Origin of the sequence: Verrucosispora sp. ts21 (assembly GCF_002879555.1) — a bacterium.
Classification (GTDB): Bacteria; Actinomycetota; Actinomycetes; order Mycobacteriales; family Micromonosporaceae; genus Micromonospora; species Micromonospora gifhornensis.
In genome coordinates, this window is record NZ_PNOZ01000093.1 from 1 (window position 1) to 21,306 (window position 21,306).

17 protein-coding genes are annotated in these 21,306 nt (G+C 71.3%); all 17 read left to right on the forward strand.

From position 1 onward, the window contains the following. Positions 1-29: 29 nt before the first annotated feature. On the forward strand, positions 30-1,892 hold the full coding sequence (gene dnaG, locus C1A38_RS26950) for a DNA primase (RefSeq protein WP_102660517.1): 1,863 nt from the start codon (positions 30-32) through the stop codon (positions 1,890-1,892). A 2-nt stretch (positions 1,893-1,894) separates the two neighbouring features. Next, a complete protein-coding gene (locus C1A38_RS26955) occupies positions 1,895-2,431 on the forward strand; it encodes a hypothetical protein (RefSeq protein WP_102660531.1) in 537 nt (178 codons plus the stop codon). 210 nt (positions 2,432-2,641) lie between these two features. Continuing rightward, entirely contained in the window at positions 2,642-2,857 is a 216-nt protein-coding gene (locus C1A38_RS26960) for a putative endonuclease domain-containing protein (protein WP_199180344.1), read from the forward strand. Between the two features lie 527 nt (positions 2,858-3,384). After that, positions 3,385-4,563: an ROK family protein gene (locus C1A38_RS26965; RefSeq protein WP_102660518.1), complete on the forward strand. Its 1,179-nt coding sequence runs from the start codon at positions 3,385-3,387 to the stop codon at positions 4,561-4,563. 49 nt (positions 4,564-4,612) lie between these two features. Next, complete coding sequence (locus C1A38_RS26970) at positions 4,613-6,181, forward strand: sugar ABC transporter ATP-binding protein (protein WP_102660519.1); 1,569 nt, start codon at positions 4,613-4,615, stop codon at positions 6,179-6,181. A 76-nt stretch (positions 6,182-6,257) separates the two neighbouring features. After that, positions 6,258-7,367: an ABC transporter permease gene (locus C1A38_RS26975; RefSeq protein WP_102660520.1), complete on the forward strand. Its 1,110-nt coding sequence runs from the start codon at positions 6,258-6,260 to the stop codon at positions 7,365-7,367. A gap of 93 nt (positions 7,368-7,460) precedes the next feature. Continuing rightward, positions 7,461-8,504, forward strand: coding sequence for a substrate-binding domain-containing protein (locus C1A38_RS26980; protein WP_102660521.1), 1,044 nt, complete (start codon positions 7,461-7,463; stop codon positions 8,502-8,504). Between the two features lie 56 nt (positions 8,505-8,560). Next, complete coding sequence (locus C1A38_RS26985) at positions 8,561-9,736, forward strand: Gfo/Idh/MocA family protein (RefSeq protein ID WP_373306828.1); 1,176 nt, start codon at positions 8,561-8,563, stop codon at positions 9,734-9,736. A 459-nt stretch (positions 9,737-10,195) separates the two neighbouring features. Further along, on the forward strand, positions 10,196-11,356 hold the full coding sequence (locus C1A38_RS26990; protein ID WP_102660523.1) for an inositol-3-phosphate synthase: 1,161 nt from the start codon (positions 10,196-10,198) through the stop codon (positions 11,354-11,356). After that, the gene (locus C1A38_RS26995; RefSeq protein WP_102660524.1) at positions 11,340-12,263 is read left to right on the forward strand and encodes an SCO3242 family prenyltransferase; all 924 of its coding nucleotides are present in this window, start codon (positions 11,340-11,342) and stop codon (positions 12,261-12,263) included. Before C1A38_RS26990 ends, C1A38_RS26995 begins: the two co-directional genes overlap by 17 nt. Next, a complete protein-coding gene (locus C1A38_RS27000; protein WP_102660525.1) occupies positions 12,260-13,234 on the forward strand; it encodes a sugar phosphate isomerase/epimerase family protein in 975 nt (324 codons plus the stop codon). The genes C1A38_RS26995 and C1A38_RS27000 overlap by 4 nt, the downstream gene beginning before the upstream one ends. Before the next feature lie 35 nt (positions 13,235-13,269). After that, positions 13,270-13,887, forward strand: coding sequence for an EboA domain-containing protein (locus tag C1A38_RS27005; RefSeq protein WP_102660526.1), 618 nt, complete (start codon positions 13,270-13,272; stop codon positions 13,885-13,887). Further along, positions 13,887-14,738 carry a TatD family hydrolase gene (locus C1A38_RS27010; RefSeq protein ID WP_013735339.1) on the forward strand — a complete coding sequence of 284 codons (852 nt, stop codon included), beginning with the start codon at positions 13,887-13,889 and terminating at the stop codon, positions 14,736-14,738. The genes C1A38_RS27005 and C1A38_RS27010 overlap by 1 nt, the downstream gene beginning before the upstream one ends. Beyond that, positions 14,738-15,928, forward strand: a complete 1,191-nt coding sequence (gene eboE, locus C1A38_RS27015; RefSeq protein ID WP_102660527.1) for a metabolite traffic protein EboE — start codon at positions 14,738-14,740, stop codon at positions 15,926-15,928. Before C1A38_RS27010 ends, eboE begins: the two co-directional genes overlap by 1 nt. Further along, on the forward strand, positions 15,925-17,313 hold the full coding sequence (locus C1A38_RS27020; RefSeq protein WP_102660528.1) for an alkaline phosphatase family protein: 1,389 nt from the start codon (positions 15,925-15,927) through the stop codon (positions 17,311-17,313). The genes eboE and C1A38_RS27020 overlap by 4 nt, the downstream gene beginning before the upstream one ends. Next, the gene (locus tag C1A38_RS27025) at positions 17,310-18,377 is read left to right on the forward strand and encodes a polyprenyl synthetase family protein (RefSeq protein WP_102660529.1); all 1,068 of its coding nucleotides are present in this window, start codon (positions 17,310-17,312) and stop codon (positions 18,375-18,377) included. Before C1A38_RS27020 ends, C1A38_RS27025 begins: the two co-directional genes overlap by 4 nt. 307 nt (positions 18,378-18,684) lie before the next feature. After that, the coding region (locus tag C1A38_RS27030) for a PQQ-dependent sugar dehydrogenase (RefSeq protein WP_102660530.1) at positions 18,685-21,306 on the forward strand (2,622 nt) is incomplete at its 3' end.

Below are 21,306 nucleotides of genomic sequence, written 5' to 3' on the forward strand. Positions count from 1 at the left end.
GGAGGATGTGAGGAGAAGGGGGTGGGGGTGTGGCGGGGCGGATTCGGGACGAGGACATCGCGCTGGTTCGGGAGCGGGCCTCCATCGCTGAGGTGATCTCCGACACGGTGACCCTGAAGTCGGCGGGCGCGGGCAACCTGAAGGGGTTGTGTCCGTTCCACGACGAGAAGAGCCCGTCGTTCAACGTCTCGCCGGCTCGTAACGTCTGGTACTGCTTCGGCTGCGGTGCCGGTGGCGACGCCATCAAGTTCCTGATGGACGCCGAGCATCTGAGCTTCGTCGAGGCGGTGGAGCGGCTTGCCGCCCGGGTCGGGCTGCAACTGCGGTACGTGGAGGACGACAGGTCTGCGCCGCGTCGGGAGCGACCGCAGCAGGGGCAGCGGCAGCGGCTGGTCGCCGCGCACGCCGCCGCGGTGGAGTTCTACACCGCCCAGCTCACCACGGCCGGCGCGCGTGCCGCCCGGGAGTTCCTGGCCCAGCGCGGCTTCGACCGGGCCGCCGCCGAGCGGTACGGCTGCGGATTCGCCCCCGAGGGCTGGGATCCGCTCACCCGACACCTGCGCCAGCGCGGGTTCAGCCACGACGAACTGGTCACCGCCGGGCTGTCCCGGCCGGCCCGCTCGGGCAGCCTGATCGACCGGTTCCGGCGTCGGCTGCTCTGGCCGATCCGTGACCTGACCGGCGATGTGATCGGCTTCGGTGCCCGCAAGCTGTTCGACGATGACGACGGCCCGAAGTACCTCAACACCCCCGAGACGCCGATCTACAAGAAGTCGCAGGTGCTCTACGGCATCGACCAGGCCAAACGGGAGATCGCCAAGCAGGGCCGGGTGGTGGTGGTCGAGGGCTACACCGACGTGATGGCCTGCCACCTGGCCGGCGTACCGACCGCGGTGGCGACCTGCGGCACCGCCTTCGGCGGCGACCACATCGGCGTACTGCGCCGGCTGCTGCTGGACACCGACGCCGTCGCGGGGGAGATCATCTTCACCTTCGACGGGGACGCCGCCGGGCAGAAGGCCGCGCTGCGCGCCTTCGAGGACGACCAGCGCTTCGTCGGGCGTACCTTCATCGCGGTCAGCCCCGACAACATGGACCCGTGCGACCTGCGCCTGGCAAAGGGCGACCTGGCCGTCCGCGACCTGGTCGCGCGCCGCGAGCCGCTCGTCGACTTCGCGCTGCGCCACGTGATCAGCCGGTTCGACCTGGACACCGTCGACGGGCGGGTCGAGGCGATGCGCCGCGCCGCGCCGCTCGTCGCCAAGCTCAAGGACCAGGAAAAACGCCCCGAGTACGTACGCAAGCTCGCCGGTGACCTCGGCATGGAGATCGAGCCGGTGCAGCGGGCCGTGCTGGCCGCCGCCTCCGGACGACCGATGGACACCCCGGCGCGTCCGGCACGCAGCGAGCCGGCCGTGGACAGCCCGCAGTCGATGGTCGAGCGGGAGGCGCTCAAACTGGCCCTCCAGGAGCCGGTGCTGGCCGGGCCGATGTTCGACGCGGTCGAGGCGACCGACTACCGGCACCCGGTGCACGTGGTGGTGCGTACCGCCATCGCCGAGGCCGGTGGCGCCGCCTCCGCGACCGCCGGCGCGGTCTGGGTCGAGGCGGTACGCGACGCCTGCGAGGACCTCGCGGCCCAGGCACTTGTCGGCGAGTTGGCGGTGGAGCCGCTGCGGATCGACGGCGAGCCCGACCCGCGGTACGTCTCGATCACCATGGCCCGCCTGCAGTGGGGATCGGTCACCGCCCGGATCCGGGACCTGAAGTCGCGGATCCAGCGGATCAACCCGGTCAGCAACAAGGACGAGTACTTCGCCACCTTCGGTGAGCTGCTCTCGCTGGAGCAGCACGCCCGGGCCCTGCGCGAGCAGGCAGCGGGAGGATTGTGATGATCAAGTTGTTCCGTCGCCGACCCAAGCTGCCGCCCGCCGCCCGGCCACCCCTGGAACGCGACGAGCGGGTGCTGGCCTGGGCCGCTGTCGGCAACGGCGAAGGCGACGGGGTGGTCGTCGCCAGCAACCTCGGGCTGTGGCTGCCCGGCCGTGGCCACCGGATCGGCTGGCACGACATCGTCAAAGCGGTCTGGTCGGGCCGGGAACTGACAGTCACTCCCGGTGAGCAGGTCGCCGAGCGGGACGGCTATCTCGTCATCGCCGACCGCCCGGCGGAACGCTACCTGCTGCTCGACCCGGGCGAGCTGCCGCACCAGGTCCGCGCCCGGGTCACCAAGTCGGTGGCGTACACCCAGCATCACGCCCTGCCCGGCGGTTCCGGCCGGATCGTCGGTCGGCGGGTACCCGGCGTCGACGGTCTGACCTGGATGGTCCACTACGACGTCGGCACGCCTGTGGACGACGAGGCGGTGATCGCCGAGACCGACCGGCTGGTCGCAGCGGCCCGCGTCGCCACCACCCCCGAGGGCCTCTGACCACCCGCACTCCTGCACCCGCTGTTCCGTCGCGCTGCGCTGTTCCGTCGCGCCAACCCGAGCAGATCTTGGTACGAAAGCGCCTCTGCAGGGGCAGTTTCGCACCAAGATCTTGAGTGTGGGCCAGGGCGGAGCGCATCGATGGAGCGACAAGTGTCCAAGATCTGGTGGAGAGTCGGTGGGCGGGCGGCCACGGTAGGCGGGTGACTGGTGCACGTGGAAATCGACGGTACGCATCAGGTGGACGTACGCGATTGGGCAGACGTCCGCCATCAGGTGGCGGACCTGGAGCGTCAGAACGACATCGGGACGACCGGCGACCGGGTTCTGCGATTTCCGGCCTGGCTGGTGCGGACCCACCCGGAGCAGGTCGTAGACACCGTACGACGTGCTCTGCTCGCCGGCGGCTGGCGGCCTGACGAGTGAATCCTGCGGCCCGGACCGCGATCGCAGACATTGTCGATCATCGTTGGGTGCGTCCCTGTCCACCGTCGAATGACGCGAGATTTTCCGGCGTCGATTTCAGGCTCGCGAAATGGTGGCGGGTGACGAAAGGTCGCCCGGTCCGGCTGCGGGAGGAGGTGAGCCGGTGGTGGGTCGGGCAGCGGGGAGCCGTCGGTCGCGGCGCGGGTTGCGTGGTGACGCTCCGTGAGCGATCTTGCGGATTGTGGCGGGTGTGCGGTCGGGAGTGCGGGGTTCCGCCGGGCCGTCGAGATGATCTCCATCGAAGCCCATCAAGATCGCGAAACGTGCGCAGGGGGTGACTCTTCGGAGCCCTATTGACCTGCGGAAAGGCGATCGGTCGACACCGTCGGTAGCTTTTGCTTGATCCAACAAAAGTTGGCACCGATTCTCTCTAAGGTCTGGACACCGCGCATCGAAGGCTCCTACTGTGTCGGGCACTACACGTCGGTATTTCATCGATGTGAACGAGCCCGGTGGAGAGGTGAGCCGTGCACACCGCCGACCCCCTGCACGTACGGTTGCTGCGGTTGCTCCGTGACGAGGGCGCGCTGTCGCGCGCCGAGCTCGCCGACCGGCTGGAGATGCCTCGCCCCCGGCTGCTCACCGAGCTGGAACGGCTGGTCAGCCTCGGATTCGTCGCCGAGGCCGGCAAGGCCGCCTCCCGCGGCGGACGACGCTCCACCCTTGTCGAACTCAGCCCACACCTGCGGTTCGCCGCCGTGGACCTCGGTGCCAGCTCCATCGACGTCGAGGTGGTCAACGGCCGCCTCGAACCGGTCGCCGCGTACGCGGAGTCGGCCGACATCCGGTCCGGGCCCAAGGCCATCCTCCAGCGGGTCAGCGAACTGCTGCACAAGGCCCGGGTGGACGGTGCCTACGACCGGCTCGACGCGGTCGGCATCGGGGTGCCCGGCCCGGTCAGCTTCCGTGACGGCGTGCCGGTGTCCCCACCGATCATGCCGGGCTGGGACCGCTTTCCCGTCCGGGAACTGCTCACCCGTGAGCACGGCTGCCCGGCCGTGGTCGACAACGACGTCAACATCATGGCGATCGGTGAGCGGCACGGCGGTGTCGCCCACTCCGTCGACGACTTCCTGTTCGTCAAGATCGGCACCGGCATCGGGTGCGGCATCTACCTCAGCGGCGATGTCTACCGGGGCACCGACGGCTGCGCCGGGGACATCGGCCACATCCAGGTCGACCCGCACGGGCCGATCTGTTCCTGCGGCAACGCCGGCTGCCTGGAGGCGCTGTTCAGCGGGGCCGCGCTGGCCAAGGACGCCACCGCCGCGGCGCGTACCGGCGCCTCGCCCGCGCTCGCCGAACGGCTGACCGCCAACGGCACGGTCACCGCCCTGGACGTCGCCGCCGGTGCGGTCGAGGGGGACGTGACCTGCATCCAGCTCATCCGCGAGGGCGGTCGGCGGGTGGGCAGCGTCCTCGCCGGGCTGGTCAGCTTCACCAACCCGTCGATGATCGTGATCGGTGGTGGTCTCGCCCAGCTCGGGCACGTGCTGCTCGCCGAGATTCGCAGCGTGGTCTACCGCCGCTCGCTGCCGCTGGCCACCGGCAACCTCCCGGTGGTGCTCTCCGAACTGGGTTCGCGCGCCGGCGTCGCCGGTGCCGCCGTGCTCGCCAGCGACCTGGCCTTCGGGGAGGCGACGTGAACCACCGCCAGACAACGGACCGAGGCCCGAAGTGGAGTGGAGAGCCGGCATGAGCGAAACCGGACGTCCCCTGGTCGAGGCACCCGCCGACGCCGTCGCCGGTGAGGTGGTGCTGCGGCTGTCCGACGTGGTGAAGACCTTCCCCGGCGTACGCGCCCTGGACGGGGTGCAGTTGGAGGTCCGCGCGGGCGAGGTGCACTGCCTGCTCGGGCAGAACGGCGCCGGCAAGTCCACCCTGATCAAGGTGCTCGCCGGGGTGCACCGGCCCGACTCGGGGCTGGTCGAGTGGCGTGGCCAGCCGGTCAGCTTCGCCAACCCGCAGGCCGCCATGCGCGCCGGCATCGCCACCATCTACCAGGAACTCGACCTGGTCGAGGACCTGTCGGTGGCCGAGAACGCCTTCCTCGGCCACGAGCCGCGCAGCCTGGGCTTCATCCGCCGGGGCCACATGGCCCGCCGTACCCGGCAGATCCTCGGTCGCCTCGGGCACGCCGAGATCCCGCCCGGGCGGATGGTGCGGGCGCTGCCGGCGGCCGGCAAGCAGGTGGTCAGCATGGCCCGCGCGCTCTCCCACGAGGCCCGACTGATCATCATGGACGAGCCGAGCGCGGTGCTCGCCCACGACGAGGTCGACAACCTGTTCCGGATCGTCCGCGAGCTGACCGCGCAGGGCATCGCGGTCATCTACATCTCGCACCGGTTGGAGGAGATCCGCGAGATCGGCGACCGGGTCACCGTCCTCAAGGACGGCCGGACCACCGCGGCGAACCTGCCGGCCCGCGACACCCCGACCCGCGACCTGGTCTCCCGGATGACCGGCCGCACCATCGAGTACGTCTTCCCGGAGCGCTCCGCCGACACCACTGTCGGCGAGGAGCTGCTCGAAGTCGACGGGCTGACCCGCTCCGGCGAGTTCGCCGACGTCTCGCTCACCGTCGCGGCCGGCGAGATCGTCGGCATTGCCGGGCTGGTCGGCTCCGGCCGCTCCGAGGTGCTGGAGACAATCTACGGCGCGCGTCGGGCCGAGTCGGGCACCGTCCGGATGGCCGGCAAGGCGCTGCGGCCGGGCAGCGTCGGCGCTGCGGTGCGGGCCGGCCTGGGCATGGCCCCGGAGGAGCGCAAGAGCCAGGCCCTGTTGCTCGGCGAGCCGATCTACCGCAACGTCACGCTTGCCACCTTCGCCCGCTACGCCCGGCTCGGGTTCACCGACATCGGCAAGGAGCGGGCCGAGGCGGACCGGATCGCCGAGAGTCTGGAGATGCGGCCGCGCGACGTGAACCGGCCGGTACGGACGCTCTCCGGCGGCAACCAGCAGAAGGTGGTGGTCGGGCGTTGGCTGCTCGGCGGCACCCGGCTGCTGCTGCTGGACGAGCCGACCCGGGGCGTCGACGTGGGCGCCCGAGCCGAGCTGTACCAGGTGATCCGGGAACTCGCCGCGCAGGGCGTCGGGGTGCTGCTGGTCTCCAGCGAGGTGCCCGAGGTGCTCGGCCTGGCCGACCGGGTGCTGGTGATGCGGGAGGGGCGGGTCGTGCGTACCGCTCCCGCCGCCGAACTCGACGAATCCACCGTCCTCGACCTCGTGATGTCGGGGTCCCTGATGGAAGGCGCAGCGGCATGAGCGAGCGTCAGCGAGCGAATCATCGATACAGCGTGCAGGTGCCTCATGGCGGCGCGGAGCGAAGCGGAGCGCTGGCATGAGCGACAGTCCGCCCACGACCAAGCTGCCGGCGCAGTCGCCGCCGGTAGACCCGGCCGAGACGGAGGTGGCTGGGCACAAGGCATCGGCCGGTACCGCTCGACTGTCCTGGTGGCACGGCGACGGCGGTGACGGGGCACGGCGCAACCTGGCCCTGATCGGGGTGCTGCTGATCCTGTTCGTGATCGGCGCGGCGACCCGCTCGGACCTCTACTCCAACCCGGACTGGGTCTGGGCGAACATGCTCAGCATCCTCAAGCTGGCCTCGGTGGTCGGGGTGGTCACCGTCGGGATGACCTTCGTCATCATCGGCGGCGGCATCGACCTCTCCGTCGGTGCGATCGTCGCGCTCGCCGGGGTCTGGTGCACCACTGTCGCCACCCAGAGCTTCGGCGCCGCCGGCATGATCTTCACCGCGATCGTCGTCGGGATGGCGGTCGGTCTGGTCAACGGCACCCTCATCGCGTACGGGCGACTTGTGCCGTTCATCGCGACGCTTGCCATGCTGGTGGCGGCCCGAGGGCTGGCCGCCGAGATCTCCGACAAGCAGACCCAGATCTCGCAGAACAGCACCATCAACGGCATCGCCAGCAACAGCCTGCTCGGCATCCCGCTGCTGGTCTACATCCTGGCCGCGGTGGTCATCGCCGGCTGGGTGCTGCTCAACCGGACCACCTTCGGCCGGCGTACGGTCGCCGTCGGTGGCAACCCGGAGGCCGCCCGGCTGGCCGGCATCAACGTCAAGCTGCACACCGTGCTGCTCTACGTGCTGTCCGGACTGTGCTGCGGCATCGCCGCCATCATGCTCACCGCCCAGGCCACCTCGGCCCAGGCGGCGATGGCGAACCTCTACGAGCTGGACGCGATCGCCGCCGTGATCATCGGCGGCACGCTGCTCAGCGGCGGGCGGGGCACGATCGTCGGCTCCCTGCTCGGTGTGATCATCTTCGCCACCATCACCAACCTCTTCGCCATCAACGGCCTCTCCACCGAGGCCCAGAACATGGTCAAGGGCGGCATCATCGTCGCCGCCGTCCTGATCCAGCAGGTCCAGTTCGGCAGCCTGTCCCAGTTCTTCCGTCGCAACAACCGGCTGACCACCAGCTGAACACCGATTCACCCAGATCGCCGGCGCACATCGACGGTGGTCGGGTCTTGCACACCCAATTCCCTCTCCACCACTGATAATCAGGAGGTCGTGATGACCCAGCACAGTCGCCGCCGGCTGCTCTTCGGCGGGGCGGCCGTCGGGGCCGGCGTACTGCTCGCCGGCTGCACCAGCAACGAACAGGCCACGCCGACCGAGGCGCAGACCAAGGCGGCCGAGGGCGGCGGCAACGCCGAGCCCGGCAAGCAGGTGACCATCGGCTTCTCCGCCCCGGCCGCCGACCACGGCTGGATCGCCGCGATCACCAACAACGCCAAGGCGCAGGCCGCCGCGTACTCCGATGTGGAGTTCAAGACGGTCGAGGCCGGCGCGGACGCGGCGGCCCAGCGGGCGGCGCTGTCCACGCTGATCTCGCAGAAGCCCGACGTGATCGTGCTGCTGCCGCACGACGGCAAGGAGCTCAACTCGTTCGGCCTGGAGGCGATGCAGGCCGGCATCCCGGTGGTCAACCTGGACCGGGCCTTCCCGGACGCCAAGGCGTACCGGTTGCAGATCAAGGGCGACAACTACGGCATGGGCGTCTCCGCCGCCACCTTCATCGTCGAGCAGCTCAAGGCCAAGGGCGTGAGCAACCCGGTGATCGCCGAGATCGCCGGCATGGACGAGCTGGAGCTGACCCAGGAGCGTACGCAGGGCTTCAACGACACCCTGGCCCAGCACGGTTTCAAGGTGGCCAACCGGCGGGCGGCCCGGTTCACCGTCGACTCCGGCCAGCAGGAGACGAGCCAGCTGCTCCAGGCCCTGCCGAAGATCGACGCGATCTGGAACCACGACGACGACCAGGGCATCGGCGTCCTGGCGGCGATCAGCCAGGCCAACCGCAACGAGTTCTTCATGGTCGGCGGTGCCGGCTCGAAGAAGGCGATGGAGGACATCCAGGCCGACAACACGGTGCTCAAGGCCACGGTGACCTACAGCCCGTCGATGGCCTCGTCGGCCATCTCGCTGGCCCGGCTGATCGGCCAGGAGCGGGGCATGTCCGACCTGGTGGAGCTCCAGGTGCCCAAGGAGATCATCCTCGCCTCCGAAACGATCACCAAGGAGAACGCGAGCAACTACCTCAAGCTCGGGTTCTGATACGACCGGGGGGAGACCCAACCTTGTCCACGAACGACAACGAACTGCGGGTCGGCATGGTCGGCTACGCGTTCATGGGCGCCGCGCACTCACAGGCGTGGCGCACCGTGAACCGGGTGTTCGACCTGCCGGCGCGGGCCCGGATGGCGCTCATCTGCGGCCGGGACTCCGGAAAGGTGGCCGAGGCCGCCGACCGGCTCGGCTGGGACGAGCACACCACTGACTGGCGGGAGCTGGTGTCCCGACCAGACATCGACGTGGTGGACATCTGCACACCGGGTGACAGCCACGCCGAGATCGCGTTGGCCGCGCTGGCCGCCGGCAAGCACGTACTGTGCGAGAAGCCGCTGGCCAACACAGTCGCCGAGGCGCAGGAGATGACCGCCGCGGCGGCCACCGCCCGCGCCGGCGGGGCGCGGTCGATGTGCGGATTCAACTATCGGCGGGTGCCCGCGGTGGCGCTGATGCGCCAGCTGGTCGCCGAGGGGCGGCTCGGCGAGATCCGGCACGTGCGGGCCACCTACCTGCAGGACTGGATCGTGGACCCGCAGTTCCCGCTGGTCTGGCGGCTGCGTAAGGAGGTGTCCGGCTCCGGCGCGCTCGGTGACATCGGTGCGCACATCATCGACCTCACCCAGTACGTCACCGGTCAGCAGATCACCGGCGTGAGCGCGGTGACGGAGACGTTCGTCAAGGAACGGCCGCTGCCGAGCGAGTCCAGCGGGCTGGCCGCGCAGACCGACGGGGGCAGCGCCGCCACCGGACCGGTCACCGTCGACGACGCGGCGATCTTCGTCGCCCGGCTCAACGGCGGGGCGTTGGCCACGTACGAGGCGACCCGGTTCGCCACCGGGCGTAAGAACGCTCTCCGAGTGGAGATCAACGGGTCGCTGGGCACTGTCGCCTTCGACCTGGAGCGACTCAACGAGCTGGAGTACTACGACGCGACGCGACCCGCCGCCGAGCAGGGCTTCAGCCGGATCCTGGTGACCGAGGGCGATCACCCGTACCTGTCGGCCTGGTGGCCGCCGGGGCACATCATCGGGTACGAGCACTCCTTCACCCACCAGATGCGCGACTTCATCGAGGCGGTGGCGACCGGGGTCGACCCGAGCCCGTCCTTCGCCGAGGCGTTGCAGGTGCAACTGGTGCTGGACGCGGTGGTCCGGTCGGCCGAACTGGGGTCCTCGTGGACCGCTGTGGAGCCGGCACTGGCGACGGCCACCGCCTGAGCCACCTTCGGTACTCGACCGGCGAGGGCCGGCCGCGGTTGCGCCCCGCGGCCGGAACGGGTCGGGTACCGGAGGACGTGCCCTCGGGCCGCCCGGCCCGCAGGGCACGAGCAGTGCGGTTCCTCCGGTGCGGTCGGACCGGGATTCCCCGGCCGCACCGGAGGACCGCCGCCCGATTCGTACCAACCGGCCCCAGGACCCACCCGGGGCTTGCACCGGAGGAGTTTCCAGTCGTCGTCCGGCCGGTCGCGTTGCCATGCGGCCGGACCGGATGCGGGTAGGCAGAGGCGAGACGCCGACCGTCGATGCCTGCCAGCCCCGTCCGTCCGTACCGCTCCGGGTCGCCGGTCCGGCGGTGACGCCGCCGACGTCGGCGCCGGTCGGTTGACTCGCATCGGAGCGGGCGGCGGACGGGGCGCAACATCCCCAGGACGTTCTGTCGATCGGGAAAGGAGCGCCATGCGTACGGGTATCTGGCTGGTGGGAGCACGCGGCTCGGTCGCGACCACCAGCATCGTCGGGGCGCTCGCGTTGCGCGCCGGGCTGACCAGGCCGACCGGGTGTGTCACCGAACTGCCCGCGGTAGGTGGTCCCGCCCTACCGACCTTCTCCGACCTGGTCTTCGGCGGCCACGACGTGATCGCCACCCCACTGGCCAAGCGGGCCGAGACGCTCGCCGCCGCCGGGGTGCTGCCCGCTCGACTGGTCGCCGCGCTGCCCGAGGAACTGGCCGCGGTCGACCGGGAACTGCGTCCCGCACCGACCGACGGCAGTCAGGCCGACCGGGCCGCCGCGATCGTCCGCGACCTCACCGAGTTCCGTGACCGACACGGGTTGGCCCGGGTCGTGGTGGTAAACGTCTCGGCCACCGAAGCGGCCCCCGAGCCGCACCCCGCCCACGCCGACCCGGCAGCGCTCAGCGCCGCCCTTGCCGGCCCCGACGAGGTGCTGCCGCCCAGCTCGCTGTACGCGTACGCGGCGGTGACGGCGGGCTGCCCGTACGTCGACTTCACCCCGTCGACCGGGCTGCGGTTGCCGGCGCTGAGCGCGTTGGCCGAGCAGCACCGGGTGCCGTACGCCGGGCACGACGGCAAGACCGGCGAGACGCTGCTCAAGTCCGTACTGGCTCCGATGTTCGCGATGCGCAACCTGCATGTGCGCTCCTGGTCCGGGACCAACCTGCTCGGCGGGGGAGACGGCGCCACCCTGGCCGACCCGGCCGCCAACGCCGCAAAGGTACGCAGCAAGCAGCGGGTGCTCGGCGAGACGCTCGGCTACCTGCCCCAGGGGGACACCCGCATCGACTACGTCGAGGAACTGGGCGACTTCAAGACCGCCTGGGATCTGATCACCTTCGCCGGCTTCCTCGGCACCGGCATGCGGTTGGAGTTCACCTGGCACGGCTGCGACTCGGCGCTGGCCGCCCCGCTCGTGCTGGACCTGGCCCGGCTCACCGCCGCGGCGCACGCCGCCGGACGTAGCGGGCCACTTACCGAGCTGGCGTTCTTCTTCAAGGACCCGCTCGGCGAAGGCACCCACTCGCTTGCCGACCAGTGGACCCGGCTGTGCGACTTCGCCCACCGGCTGCACACCGGAGGCACCGATGACCCGCGTGGCTGACCTCGTCGAGTTGGTCCGGGCCCCGGCCGCCCTCTCGGTGCCCGGTGACGTGGTCGCCGGTGCCGCCGCGGCCGGCGCGCTCGGTCCCCGTACGCCGGCTCTGGCGACCGCGTCGGTGCTGCTCTACTGGGCCGGCATGGCCGCAAACGACTGGGCCGACCGAGAGTTGGACGCGGTCGAACGCCCGGAACGGCCCATCCCGAGCGGTCGGATCAGCCCCGGCGCGGCGGTCGGCCTCGCCGCCGGCCTCACCGCCGCGGGCGTCGGGCTCGCCGCCGCCGCCGGGGGACGCCGCGCCGCCGCCGTCGCGGTGCCGTTGGCCGCCACCATCTGGGGGTACGACCTCCTGGCCAAGAACACCGCCGCCGGCCCGGCCGTGATGGCCGCCTGCCGTGGGCTGGACGTGCTGCTCGGTGCCGCCGGTGGCCGCCCGCTGCGCGCACTGCCGGCAGCGGTGACCGTGGCCGCACACACCTGGACCGTCACCGCCCTGTCCCGACGCGAGGTAGACGGCGCGGACAAGGCGCTGCCGCTGCGTACGCTCGCCGGCACCGCCCTGGTCGCGGCGAGCACCGCGGTACCGCCCGGCCCCCGTCGGGAGCGTTTCGGTGCCGGCGGCCGTGGAGAGCGCTTCGGTGCCGGCGGCCGGGCGGTCGGCGCGGTAGCGGGGGCGCTGCCGGCCGTTCTCGCCGGGTGGTACGCCGCCCGCTACGGCGCCGCGCAGGCGCGGGTGGTCAGCGAGCCCACCGCCGGGCGGGTCCGCGCGGCGGTCGGTGCCGGCATCACCGGTCTGCCCGCCCTGCAGGGCGCGCTGACCGCGCGGGCCGGTGCCGGCCTGCTCGGGGTGGCCGTGGCGGCGGCGGCACCGCTGGGCCGACGGCTGGCCCGGAAGGTCTCCCCGACATGACCGCCGCCGAGAGCACGCCCGTCCCCGCGGTCGGCGGGTCCGGCGGCCTACGCTTCGGGTACGGCACCAACGGCTTCGCCAACCATCGTCTCGACGACGCTCTGGCGGTCATCGCCGACCTCGGTTACGTCGGTGTCGCGCTGACCCTGGACCATGACCATCTCGACCCGTTCGCGCCGGAACTGGCCCGGCGGGTCGATGCCGTCGCGCGTCGGCTGACCGAACTCGGCCTCGCCGTGGTGATCGAGACCGGTGCCCGGTACCTGCTCGACCCGTGGCGCAAGCACGCCCCGACGCTGCTGCACGACGACGCCGCGCTGCGGGTGGAGTTCCTGCGCCGGGCCGTGGCCATCGGCGCCGACCTCGGTGCCGAGGCGGTCTCCTTCTGGGCCGGGGTACGCCCCGAGGCGGTCGCACCGGCCCTGGCCTGGGACCGCCTGGTGGCCGGCTGTGCCACAGTGGTCGAGGCGGCCGACCGGTCCGGCGTGACGCTCGGTTTCGAACCGGAGCCGGGCATGCTGGTCGAGGACATCGCCGGCTGGCGACGGCTGCACGAAGCGCTCGACGCGCCGGCCTGCCTGGGCATTACCCTCGACATCGGACACTGTCGCTGCCTGGAGTCGCTGTCGGTGCCGGACTGCGTCCGTGACGTCGGCCCGCACATGGTCAACGTGCAGATCGACGACATGCGGCGCGGGACGCACGAGCATCTGGAGTTCGGCGAGGGCGAGATCGACTTCCCGCCGGTGCTTGCCGCGTTGCGTGAGGTCGACTACCGGGGCCTGGTCGCGGTCGAGTTGCCGCGCCACTCGCACGCCGCACCGGCCGTAGCAGCCCGATCGCTGGACTACCTCCGCATCGCCTCCACCGCGCTGCCCACCCCCGCCACGCCGGTGACCAGCACTTCTGAGTGTGCCGCCGCGGCGGATGACATTCCTACCGGCCGTGGGGACGACCCGGGCCTGCGATGACGAGGCAGCGCGACATGAGAGGGGTGAGGACGGCGATGAGATCGGACGACCTGCGGGCGGCCCTGCGGGGCATACCCGATCCGGACTGGCTGGTGGCGGCCCTGGCGGGCGTCGCGGCACAGCCGTCGGCGATCACGAGGTTCTTCCCGGCGGTCGGTCGACGCTGCGGCCGGGCCGACCTGCCCGACCTGCCCGGTTGGACCGCCGACGAGGCGGCCCGCGCGCTGCTGCTGGCCAACCTGCCGGCCGAGCACGCCGAGCGGGCCGAAGCGCTGTACCGCACCGGCGACGCCGCCGAGAAGCGGGCCGTGCTCAAGGCGTTGCCGCTGCTGCCGATCGGTGCGGCCGGGGTGCCGCTGCTGCACGACGCGCTGCGTACCAACGACACCCGGCTGATCGCCGCCGCCCTCGGCCCGTACGCGGCACACCTCGACGCGTCGACCTGGCGGCAGGCGGTGCTCAAGTGCGTCTTCACCGGCGTACCGCTGGCGGTGGTGGCGGATCTCGACGCCCGCGCCGACGGGGAACTGGCGGTGATGCTCGCCGGGCTCGCCGCCGAACGGCAGGCCGCGGGCCGGAGCATGCCCGACGACGCCACCGCGCTGCTGGACCGGCTCACCGCCGGCAGCCAACCGCACCACAGGGAGGCGTGATGCGCATCTTCGACCCGCACATCCACATGACGTCCCGCACCACCGACGACTACGAGCGGATGGCAGCCGCAGGGGTGCAGGCGATCGTGGAGCCGGCGTTCTGGCTGGGCCAGCCGCGTACCAACGTCGGATCGTTCACCGACTACTTCGACTCGCTTGTCGGCTGGGAGCCGTTCCGGGCCGGACAGTTCGGGATACGCCACCACGCCACGGTCGCGCTGAACCCGAAGGAGGCCAACGACCCGCGTTGCCGGCCGGTGCTCGACGTGCTGCCCCGCTACCTGGAGAAGGACGGCGTGGTCGCGGTCGGCGAGATCGGGTACGACTCGATGACGCCGGAGGAGGACGCCGCCTTCGCCGCCCAACTCGCCCTGGCGGTCGCCCACGACCTGCCGGCGCTGGTGCACACGCCGCACCGGGACAAGGCCCGCGGTGTGGACCGCACCCTCGCAGTGGTCGCCGAGTCCGGCATCGAACCGGGGCGCGTGGTGGTCGACCACCTCAACGAGGTGACCGTGAAGCAGGTCCGGGACACCGGCTGCTGGCTCGGTTTCTCGATCTATCCGGACACCAAGATGTCGCCGCCCCGGATGGTCGAACTGCTCAAGGCGTACGGAACCGAGCGGATGCTCGTCAACTCCGCCGCCGACTGGGGGCGGTCGGACCCGCTGCTGACCCGGGCCACCGGCGAGGCGATGCTGGCTGCCGGGTTCACCGACGAGGATGTCGACCGGGTGCTCTGGCGCAACCCGATCGAGTTCTACGGGCAGTCGGGTCGACTCGACCTCAGCGACGGTGACGGTGCCGAGGCCACCTTCGCCGGCAACTCGATCCTGCGTGGCGGCGGCTGATGCGACTACGGCATGCCGGCGGGCGCACCATCCACCTCGGCTACTGCACGAACGTGCATCCCGCCGAGGACCTCGCCGGCATCCTCGCCCAACTCGACAGCTACGCCGTACCGGTCCGTACGGCGCTCGGTGCCGACCTGCTCGGCCTGGGCCTGTGGCTGGCCGCCCCGGTCGCCGCCGAACTGGCCGCCGACGCGGACGCCCGCCGTCGGTTGCGCACCGCGTTGACGGTACGAGGGCTGGAGGTGGTCACGCTCAACGGCTTCCCGTACGCCGCCTTCCAGGCGCCGGTGGTCAAGGGCGCGGTCTACCAGCCGGACTGGACCACGCAGGAGCGGCTGGACTACACCCTGGATCTGGCCCGGGTGCTGGCCGACCTGCTGCCCGACGACGCTGCCCGGGGCTCGATCTCCACCCTGCCGTTGGCCTGGCGTACGCCCTGGGACACCGCAGGTGCGGACGCGGCCCGGAGGCGTCTCGACCAGCTCGCCGCCGGCCTGGCCGCCGTCGAGCGGGACAGCGGCCGGGTGATCCGGGTCGGCTTCGAACCCGAGCCCGGCTGCGTGGTGGAGAGCAGCGCGCAGGCGGTGTCGGCGTTGTCCGGAATGGACACCGAGCGGCTCGGCATCTGCCTGGACCTGGCCCATCTCGCCTGCGCGTGGGAGGAGCCGAGCGTCGCCCTCGACCGGCTGACCGCGGCCGGCCTGCCGGTGGTGAAGGTGCAGGTGTCCGCCGCGCTGGAGGCCACCGACCCGGCGGGCGAGACGGCCGCGCTGCGCCGCTGGGTCGAGCCGCGGTTCCTGCACCAGACCCGCACCGTCGGCTGCGCCGGATCGCCCGACCCGGCGGACCCCCGGTGGGCCGCCGACGACCTCGATGTCGCTCTCGACGCCGGGCTGCCCGGCCCGTGGCGGGTGCACTACCACGTGCCGTTGCACGCCCCGCCCGAACCGCCGCTGGACTCGACCCTGCCGGTGCTGCGCGCCGCGCTGGCCGCCCTCTTCACCGGGGCCGACGCCGGCTGCGACCACCTCGACGTCGAGACGTACACCTGGGGGGTGCTGCCGGCCGCGCGGCGCCCCGGCACCGATGCGGAGCTGGCCGCCGGGATCGCCGCCGAGTTGGCCTTCGCCCGCGACGAACTGGTCGCCCTCGGGCTGACCCCGACCGAAACGGTGACTACCCCATGACCCGAAAACTGCTGGTGCTGGACGTGGTCGGGCTGACCCCACGGCTGCTGGCCCACATGCCCCGGCTGCGCGCGGTGGCCGACACCGGCTTCTCCGCCGAGCTGGGTACGGTGCTGCCGGCGGTGACCTGTTCGGTGCAGTCGACATTCCTCACCGGTGCCCTGCCCACCGAGCACGGCATCGTCGGCAACGGCTGGTACTTCCGTGACCTCGGTGAGGTGCTGCTCTGGCGGCAGCACAACGCGCTGGTCGGCGGGGACAAGATCTGGCAGGCCGCCAGGCGGGTGCGCAGCGACTACACGGTGGCCAACGTCTGCTGGTGGTACGCGATGGGGGCGGACGTCGACTGGACGGTCACCCCGCGACCGGTCTACTACGCCGACGGCCGCAAGGAGCCGGACTGCTACACCGATCCGCCGCAGCTGCACGACGACCTGACCGCGCGGCTCGGCACCTTCCCGCTGTTCACCTACTGGGGGCCGGGCGCGGGGCTGCCGTCGTCGAGCTGGATCTGCCGGGCCGCCGAGCAGATCCTCACCGAACAGTCTCCCGACCTGACCCTGGTCTACGTGCCGCACCTGGACTACGACCTGCAACGCTTCGGCCCGTCCGCACCCCAGGCCGCCGCCGCGGCAGCCGAACTGGACGGGGTGCTCGCGCCGCTGTTGGACGCCGCGCAGGTCCGCGACACGACTGTGGTGGTGCTCTCCGAGTACGGCATCACCGACGTCTCCCGGCCGGTCGACGTGAACCGACTGCTGCGCGCCGAAGGGCTGTTGCGGGTGCACACCCAGGCCGGCATGGAGTACCTCGACCCGTGGACGTCGCGGGCGTTCGCGGTCGCCGACCACCAGGTGGCCCACGTCTACGTCCGCGATCCGGCCGACGTGCCGGCGGTGGCTAAGCTCTGCGCCGGGCTGCCCGGGGTGGCCGAGGTGCTCGACGCGGACGGCAAGGCGGCACACGGGCTGGACCATCCCCGCGCCGGTGAACTGGTGCTGGTGGCCGAGCCCGACGCCTGGTTCACGTACTACTACTGGCTCGACGACGCCCGGGCGCCGGACTTCGCCCGGCTGGTCGAGATCCACCGCAAACCCGGCTACGACCCGGCGGAGCTGTTCTTCGACCCGGCCGCCCCGGGCGCGGCGAAGCGACGGGCGGCCGTCGCGCTGGCCCGCAAGAAGACGGGCATGCGGTACATGATGAGCGTGGTCGGCCTGGACGCCGGTGCGCGGGCGGTACGCGGCTCGCACGGTCGGCTGCCGGCCGAGCCGGCCGACGGGCCGGTGCTGCTCTGCTCCGACCCTTCGCCGGCCCGGGACCGCATCGCCGCCACGGAGGTGAAGGGGCTGCTGCTGGAGCTGGCCGGACTGGAGGCGTCGTGACGGCCACCATCGCCCCGACCGACGCGAACGAACTGCGGGCCCGGTTCGACGCGGAGTTGACAGCCTTTCTCGACCGGCAGGACCCGGACTGGCCGGACGGCGCGCCACGGGGTGTCTTCACCACGCTGCACCGCTTCGTGCTGGCCGGCGGCAAGCGGCTGCGACCGCTGTTCTGTTACTGGGGCTGGCGGGCGGCCGGTGGCCCGGACAGCACCCCGATCGTGACCGCCGCCGCGGCGCTGGAACTGTTCCACGCTTTCGCGTTGATCCACGACGACATCCTCGACGGCAGCGACCGCCGTCGGGGCGAACCCTCGGTGCACCGGATCTTCGCCGACCTGCACACCCGGTCGTCCTGGCGGGGCGATCCGGAGGCGTACGGGCGCAACACCGCCCTGCTCTGCGGCGACCTCTGCGCGGCCTGGTCGGATCAGATGTTCCACGAGTGCGGGTTGGACGCCGAGTCGGTGCACCGGGGCTACGCGGTCTTCTCGTTGATGCGTACCGAGGTGATCGCGGGGGAGTACCTCGACCTGGTCTCCGGTGTCGGGGGCGGCTCGGTGGCCAGCGCGCTCACCGTGATCCGGATGAAGGCGGCCCGGTACACGGTGACCCGGCCGTTGCAGATCGGCGCCACGCTGGCCGGGGCGTCGTCCGAGCTGGTCGACGCGCTGGCCGAGTTCGGCGACCCGTTGGGGGACGCCTTCCAGCTGCGTGACGACGTGCTCGGGGTCTTCGGTGATCCAGCGGTCACCGGCAAGTCGATCCTCGACGATCTGCGCGAGGGCAAGGCGACGGTGATGATGGCGTTGGCCCGCGACGCGGCCGACCGGGCGCAGAGTGCCCGGCTGCGGGAGCTGTTCGGCAATCCCGACCTGGATGCCGAGGGCGCCGCCGAGCTGCGCGAGATCATCGAGAGCACCGGTGCGCGTACCACGATCGAGCAGATGATCCAGGTCCGGACCGACGCCGCGTTGGCCGCTCTGGCGCAGACCACTGTGACCCCGGAGAGTCGGGCGGCGCTCACCGCGTTGGCGGCCCAGGCGGTCGACCGCCACCGTTGACGTGCAGGTGGATCGTTCAGAACCTCTCCAACTTCTGATCAAATCAACGAAAGTCCATGCGTCCTCGGCGGAAGGTATGGACACATCGACGAATGCCATTTAGTGTCATAGCCGGTACCGAAATGTTTCGATGAGGTGAACCGGCGGCGCGGGAACCCTCGGACTGACCCGTCTTTTATCCCCGCGCGACCACGCAACCCGGCCACCGGTCGTCCGGGCGATCTCCCCCCGCTACGGCATTCGGCGCGACGGCGCGCGCCCCGCCTGGCTTCATCCGTCAGGAAGGGACAGCCCTCCAATGTCCACAATGGACTGCACTCGCCACCCCGCACGGTGGCTCACCTCCGGCGCGGCCCTGCTCCTGGCCGTCACGGCCGGCACGGTCGCCCTCGGTGCCGGTCCGACCGCGCTCGGCGGACCGACTCCGGCCCAGGCCCACCCCATCGTCGCCACCGACTTCCAACAGGTCACCCTCGCCAAGGGGGTCGCCGAGGTCGGCGAGCCGATGACCCTCGCGGTGCTGCCGGACCGCTCCGTCCTGCACACCGCCCGCAACGGCACGTTGCGCCGCACCGACGCGGCCGGCAACACCACGGTGATCGGCACGATCCCGGTCTACACCCACGACGAGGAAGGGTTGCAGGGCGTCGGGGTGGACCCCAACTTCGCCAGCAACCGGCACATCTTCCTCTACTACGCGCCGCCGCTGTCCACCCCCGGCGGCGACGCCCCGGCCACCGGCACCAACTTCTCCGCCTGGCAGGGCGTCAACCGGCTCTCCCGCTTCACCCTCAACGCCGACTTCACAGTCAATGCGGCCAGCAAGGTCGACGTCCTCGACGTCGCCGCCGACCGGGGCATGTGCTGCCACGTCGGTGGCGACATCGACTTCGACGCCGCCGGCAACCTCTACCTCTCCACCGGTGACGACACCAACCCCTTCGACTCCGGCGGCTACGCCCCGATCGACGAGCGGACCAACCGCAACCCGGCGTACGACGCACAGCGCAGCGCGGCCAACACCAACGACCTGCGCGGCAAGATCCTCCGGATCAAGGTCAACGCCAACGGCTCGTACTCGATCCCGGCCGGCAACATGTTCGCCCCCGGCACCGCGAACACCCGCCCGGAGATCTACGCCATGGGCCTGCGCAACCCGTTCCGGATGAGCGTCGACAAGGCCACCGGCATCGTCTACGTCGGCGACTACGGGCCGGACGCCGGCTCCACAAGCGCCCGTGGCCCCTCCGGACAGGTCGAGTTCAACCGGATCACCGGCCCCGGCTTCTACGGCTGGCCGTACTGCACCGGCACCAACACCACGAACGAGACGTACGCCGAGTGGAACTTCGCCAACAACACCGCCGGGGCGAAGTACAACTGCACCGGCGGCGCCACCAACAACTCGTTCCGCAACACCGGCCTGACCACCCTGCCGGCGGCCAAACCCGCCTGGATCCGGTACGCCGGAGACGCCGGCAGCCCACCGGAGTTCGGTGGCGGCTCCGAGTCCCCGTCGGGCGGCCCGGTCTACCGCTACAACGCCGCGTCGACCTCGACCACCAAGTGGCCGCAGAGCTTCGACGGCCAGTTCTTCGCCGGTGAGTTCGGCCGAGGCTGGATCAAGCCGATCCACGTCAACACCGACGGTTCGGTGGGCAGCATCGACGGATCGTTCCCGTGGAACGGCAAGCAGGTCATGGACATGGCCTTCGGCCCGGACGGCGCGCTGTACGTGCTGGACTACGGCACCGGCTACTACAACGGCGACGCCAACTCCGCCCTCTACCGCTACGACTACGTCGGCGGTGGCAACCGGGCGCCCACGGCGGTGGCCTCGGCGAACCGCACCTCCGGGATCGCCCCGTTGACCGTGAACTTCTCCTCGGCCGGGTCATCGGATCCGGAAGGCGGGACGCTCACCTACTCGTGGGCGTTCGGCGACGGCACCACCTCGACGGCCGCCAACCCGAGCAAGACGTACACCGCCAACGGCAACTACACCGCCACGCTGACCGTACGCGACCCGCAGGGCGCGACCGGCACGGCGAGCGTACGCATCGGGGTCGGCAACACCGCCCCGACAGTCACCATCACCAGCCCCGGCAACGGCCAACTGTTCAGCTTCGGTGACACGGTGCCGTTCAGCATCACCGTCACCGACCCGGAGGACGGCACCATCGACTGCACCAAGGTCAAGATGACCTACGTACTGGGCCACGACAGCCACGGTCACCAGATCACCTCGCAGAACGGCTGCACCGGCACGATCGCCGTACCGGTCGACGGTGAGCACGACGACGCGGCCAACATCTTCGGCATCTTCGACGCCGAGTACACCGACGCCGGTGGGCTGACCACCCACACACAGCACACCCTCCAGCCCCGCAAACGGCAGGCGGAGCACTACAGGACCGCCTCCGGTGTCGACGCCTTCGACAAGCCGACCGCCGAGGGCGGCAAGACCGTCGGCAACATCAACAACGGTGACTGGATCGCGTTCGAGCCGTACCGGCTGGGCAACGTCACCTCGTTCAGCGCCCGGGTCTCCTCCGCCGGGGCCGGCGGCACCCTCCAGGTGCGGGCCGGTTCGGCCACCGGCACCGTCCTCGGCTCGGCGACCGTTCCCGTCACCGGGGCCTGGGACAGCTTCACCACGGTCACCGGCGCCATCAGCAACCCGCCCACCGGCACCACCACGCTCTACCTGACCTTCGCCGGCTCGGGCACCGGCCACCTCTACGACCTGGACTCGTTCGCCTTCACCACCGGCAGCGGCAGCACCGTCCGGACCGGGCCGATCACCGGCCTGGGCGGCAAGTGCCTCGACGTACGCAACGCGGCCACCGCCGACGGCACCCAGATCCAGATCTACACCTGCAACGGCAGTGCGGCGCAGACCTGGACGGTGACGCCGAACTCGACGATC

Bases quoted from the DNA above. Each gene is read 5' to 3' on its own strand.
- C1A38_RS26970 (WP_102660519.1), top strand. From the start codon at position 4,613: ATGAGCGAAACCGGACGTCCCCTGGTCGAGGCACCCGCCGACGCCGTC.
- C1A38_RS26975 (WP_102660520.1), top strand. From the start codon at position 6,258: ATGAGCGACAGTCCGCCCACGACCAAGCTGCCGGCGCAGTCGCCGCCG.
- C1A38_RS26980 (WP_102660521.1), top strand. From the start codon at position 7,461: ATGACCCAGCACAGTCGCCGCCGGCTGCTCTTCGGCGGGGCGGCCGTC.
- C1A38_RS26985 (WP_373306828.1), top strand. From the start codon at position 8,561: ATGGTCGGCTACGCGTTCATGGGCGCCGCGCACTCACAGGCGTGGCGC.
- C1A38_RS26990 (WP_102660523.1), top strand. From the start codon at position 10,196: ATGCGTACGGGTATCTGGCTGGTGGGAGCACGCGGCTCGGTCGCGACC.
- C1A38_RS26995 (WP_102660524.1), top strand. From the start codon at position 11,340: ATGACCCGCGTGGCTGACCTCGTCGAGTTGGTCCGGGCCCCGGCCGCC.
- C1A38_RS27000 (WP_102660525.1), top strand. From the start codon at position 12,260: ATGACCGCCGCCGAGAGCACGCCCGTCCCCGCGGTCGGCGGGTCCGGC.
- C1A38_RS27005 (WP_102660526.1), top strand. From the start codon at position 13,270: ATGAGATCGGACGACCTGCGGGCGGCCCTGCGGGGCATACCCGATCCG.
- C1A38_RS27010 (WP_013735339.1), top strand. From the start codon at position 13,887: ATGCGCATCTTCGACCCGCACATCCACATGACGTCCCGCACCACCGAC.
- eboE (WP_102660527.1), top strand. From the start codon at position 14,738: ATGCGACTACGGCATGCCGGCGGGCGCACCATCCACCTCGGCTACTGC.
- C1A38_RS27020 (WP_102660528.1), top strand. From the start codon at position 15,925: ATGACCCGAAAACTGCTGGTGCTGGACGTGGTCGGGCTGACCCCACGG.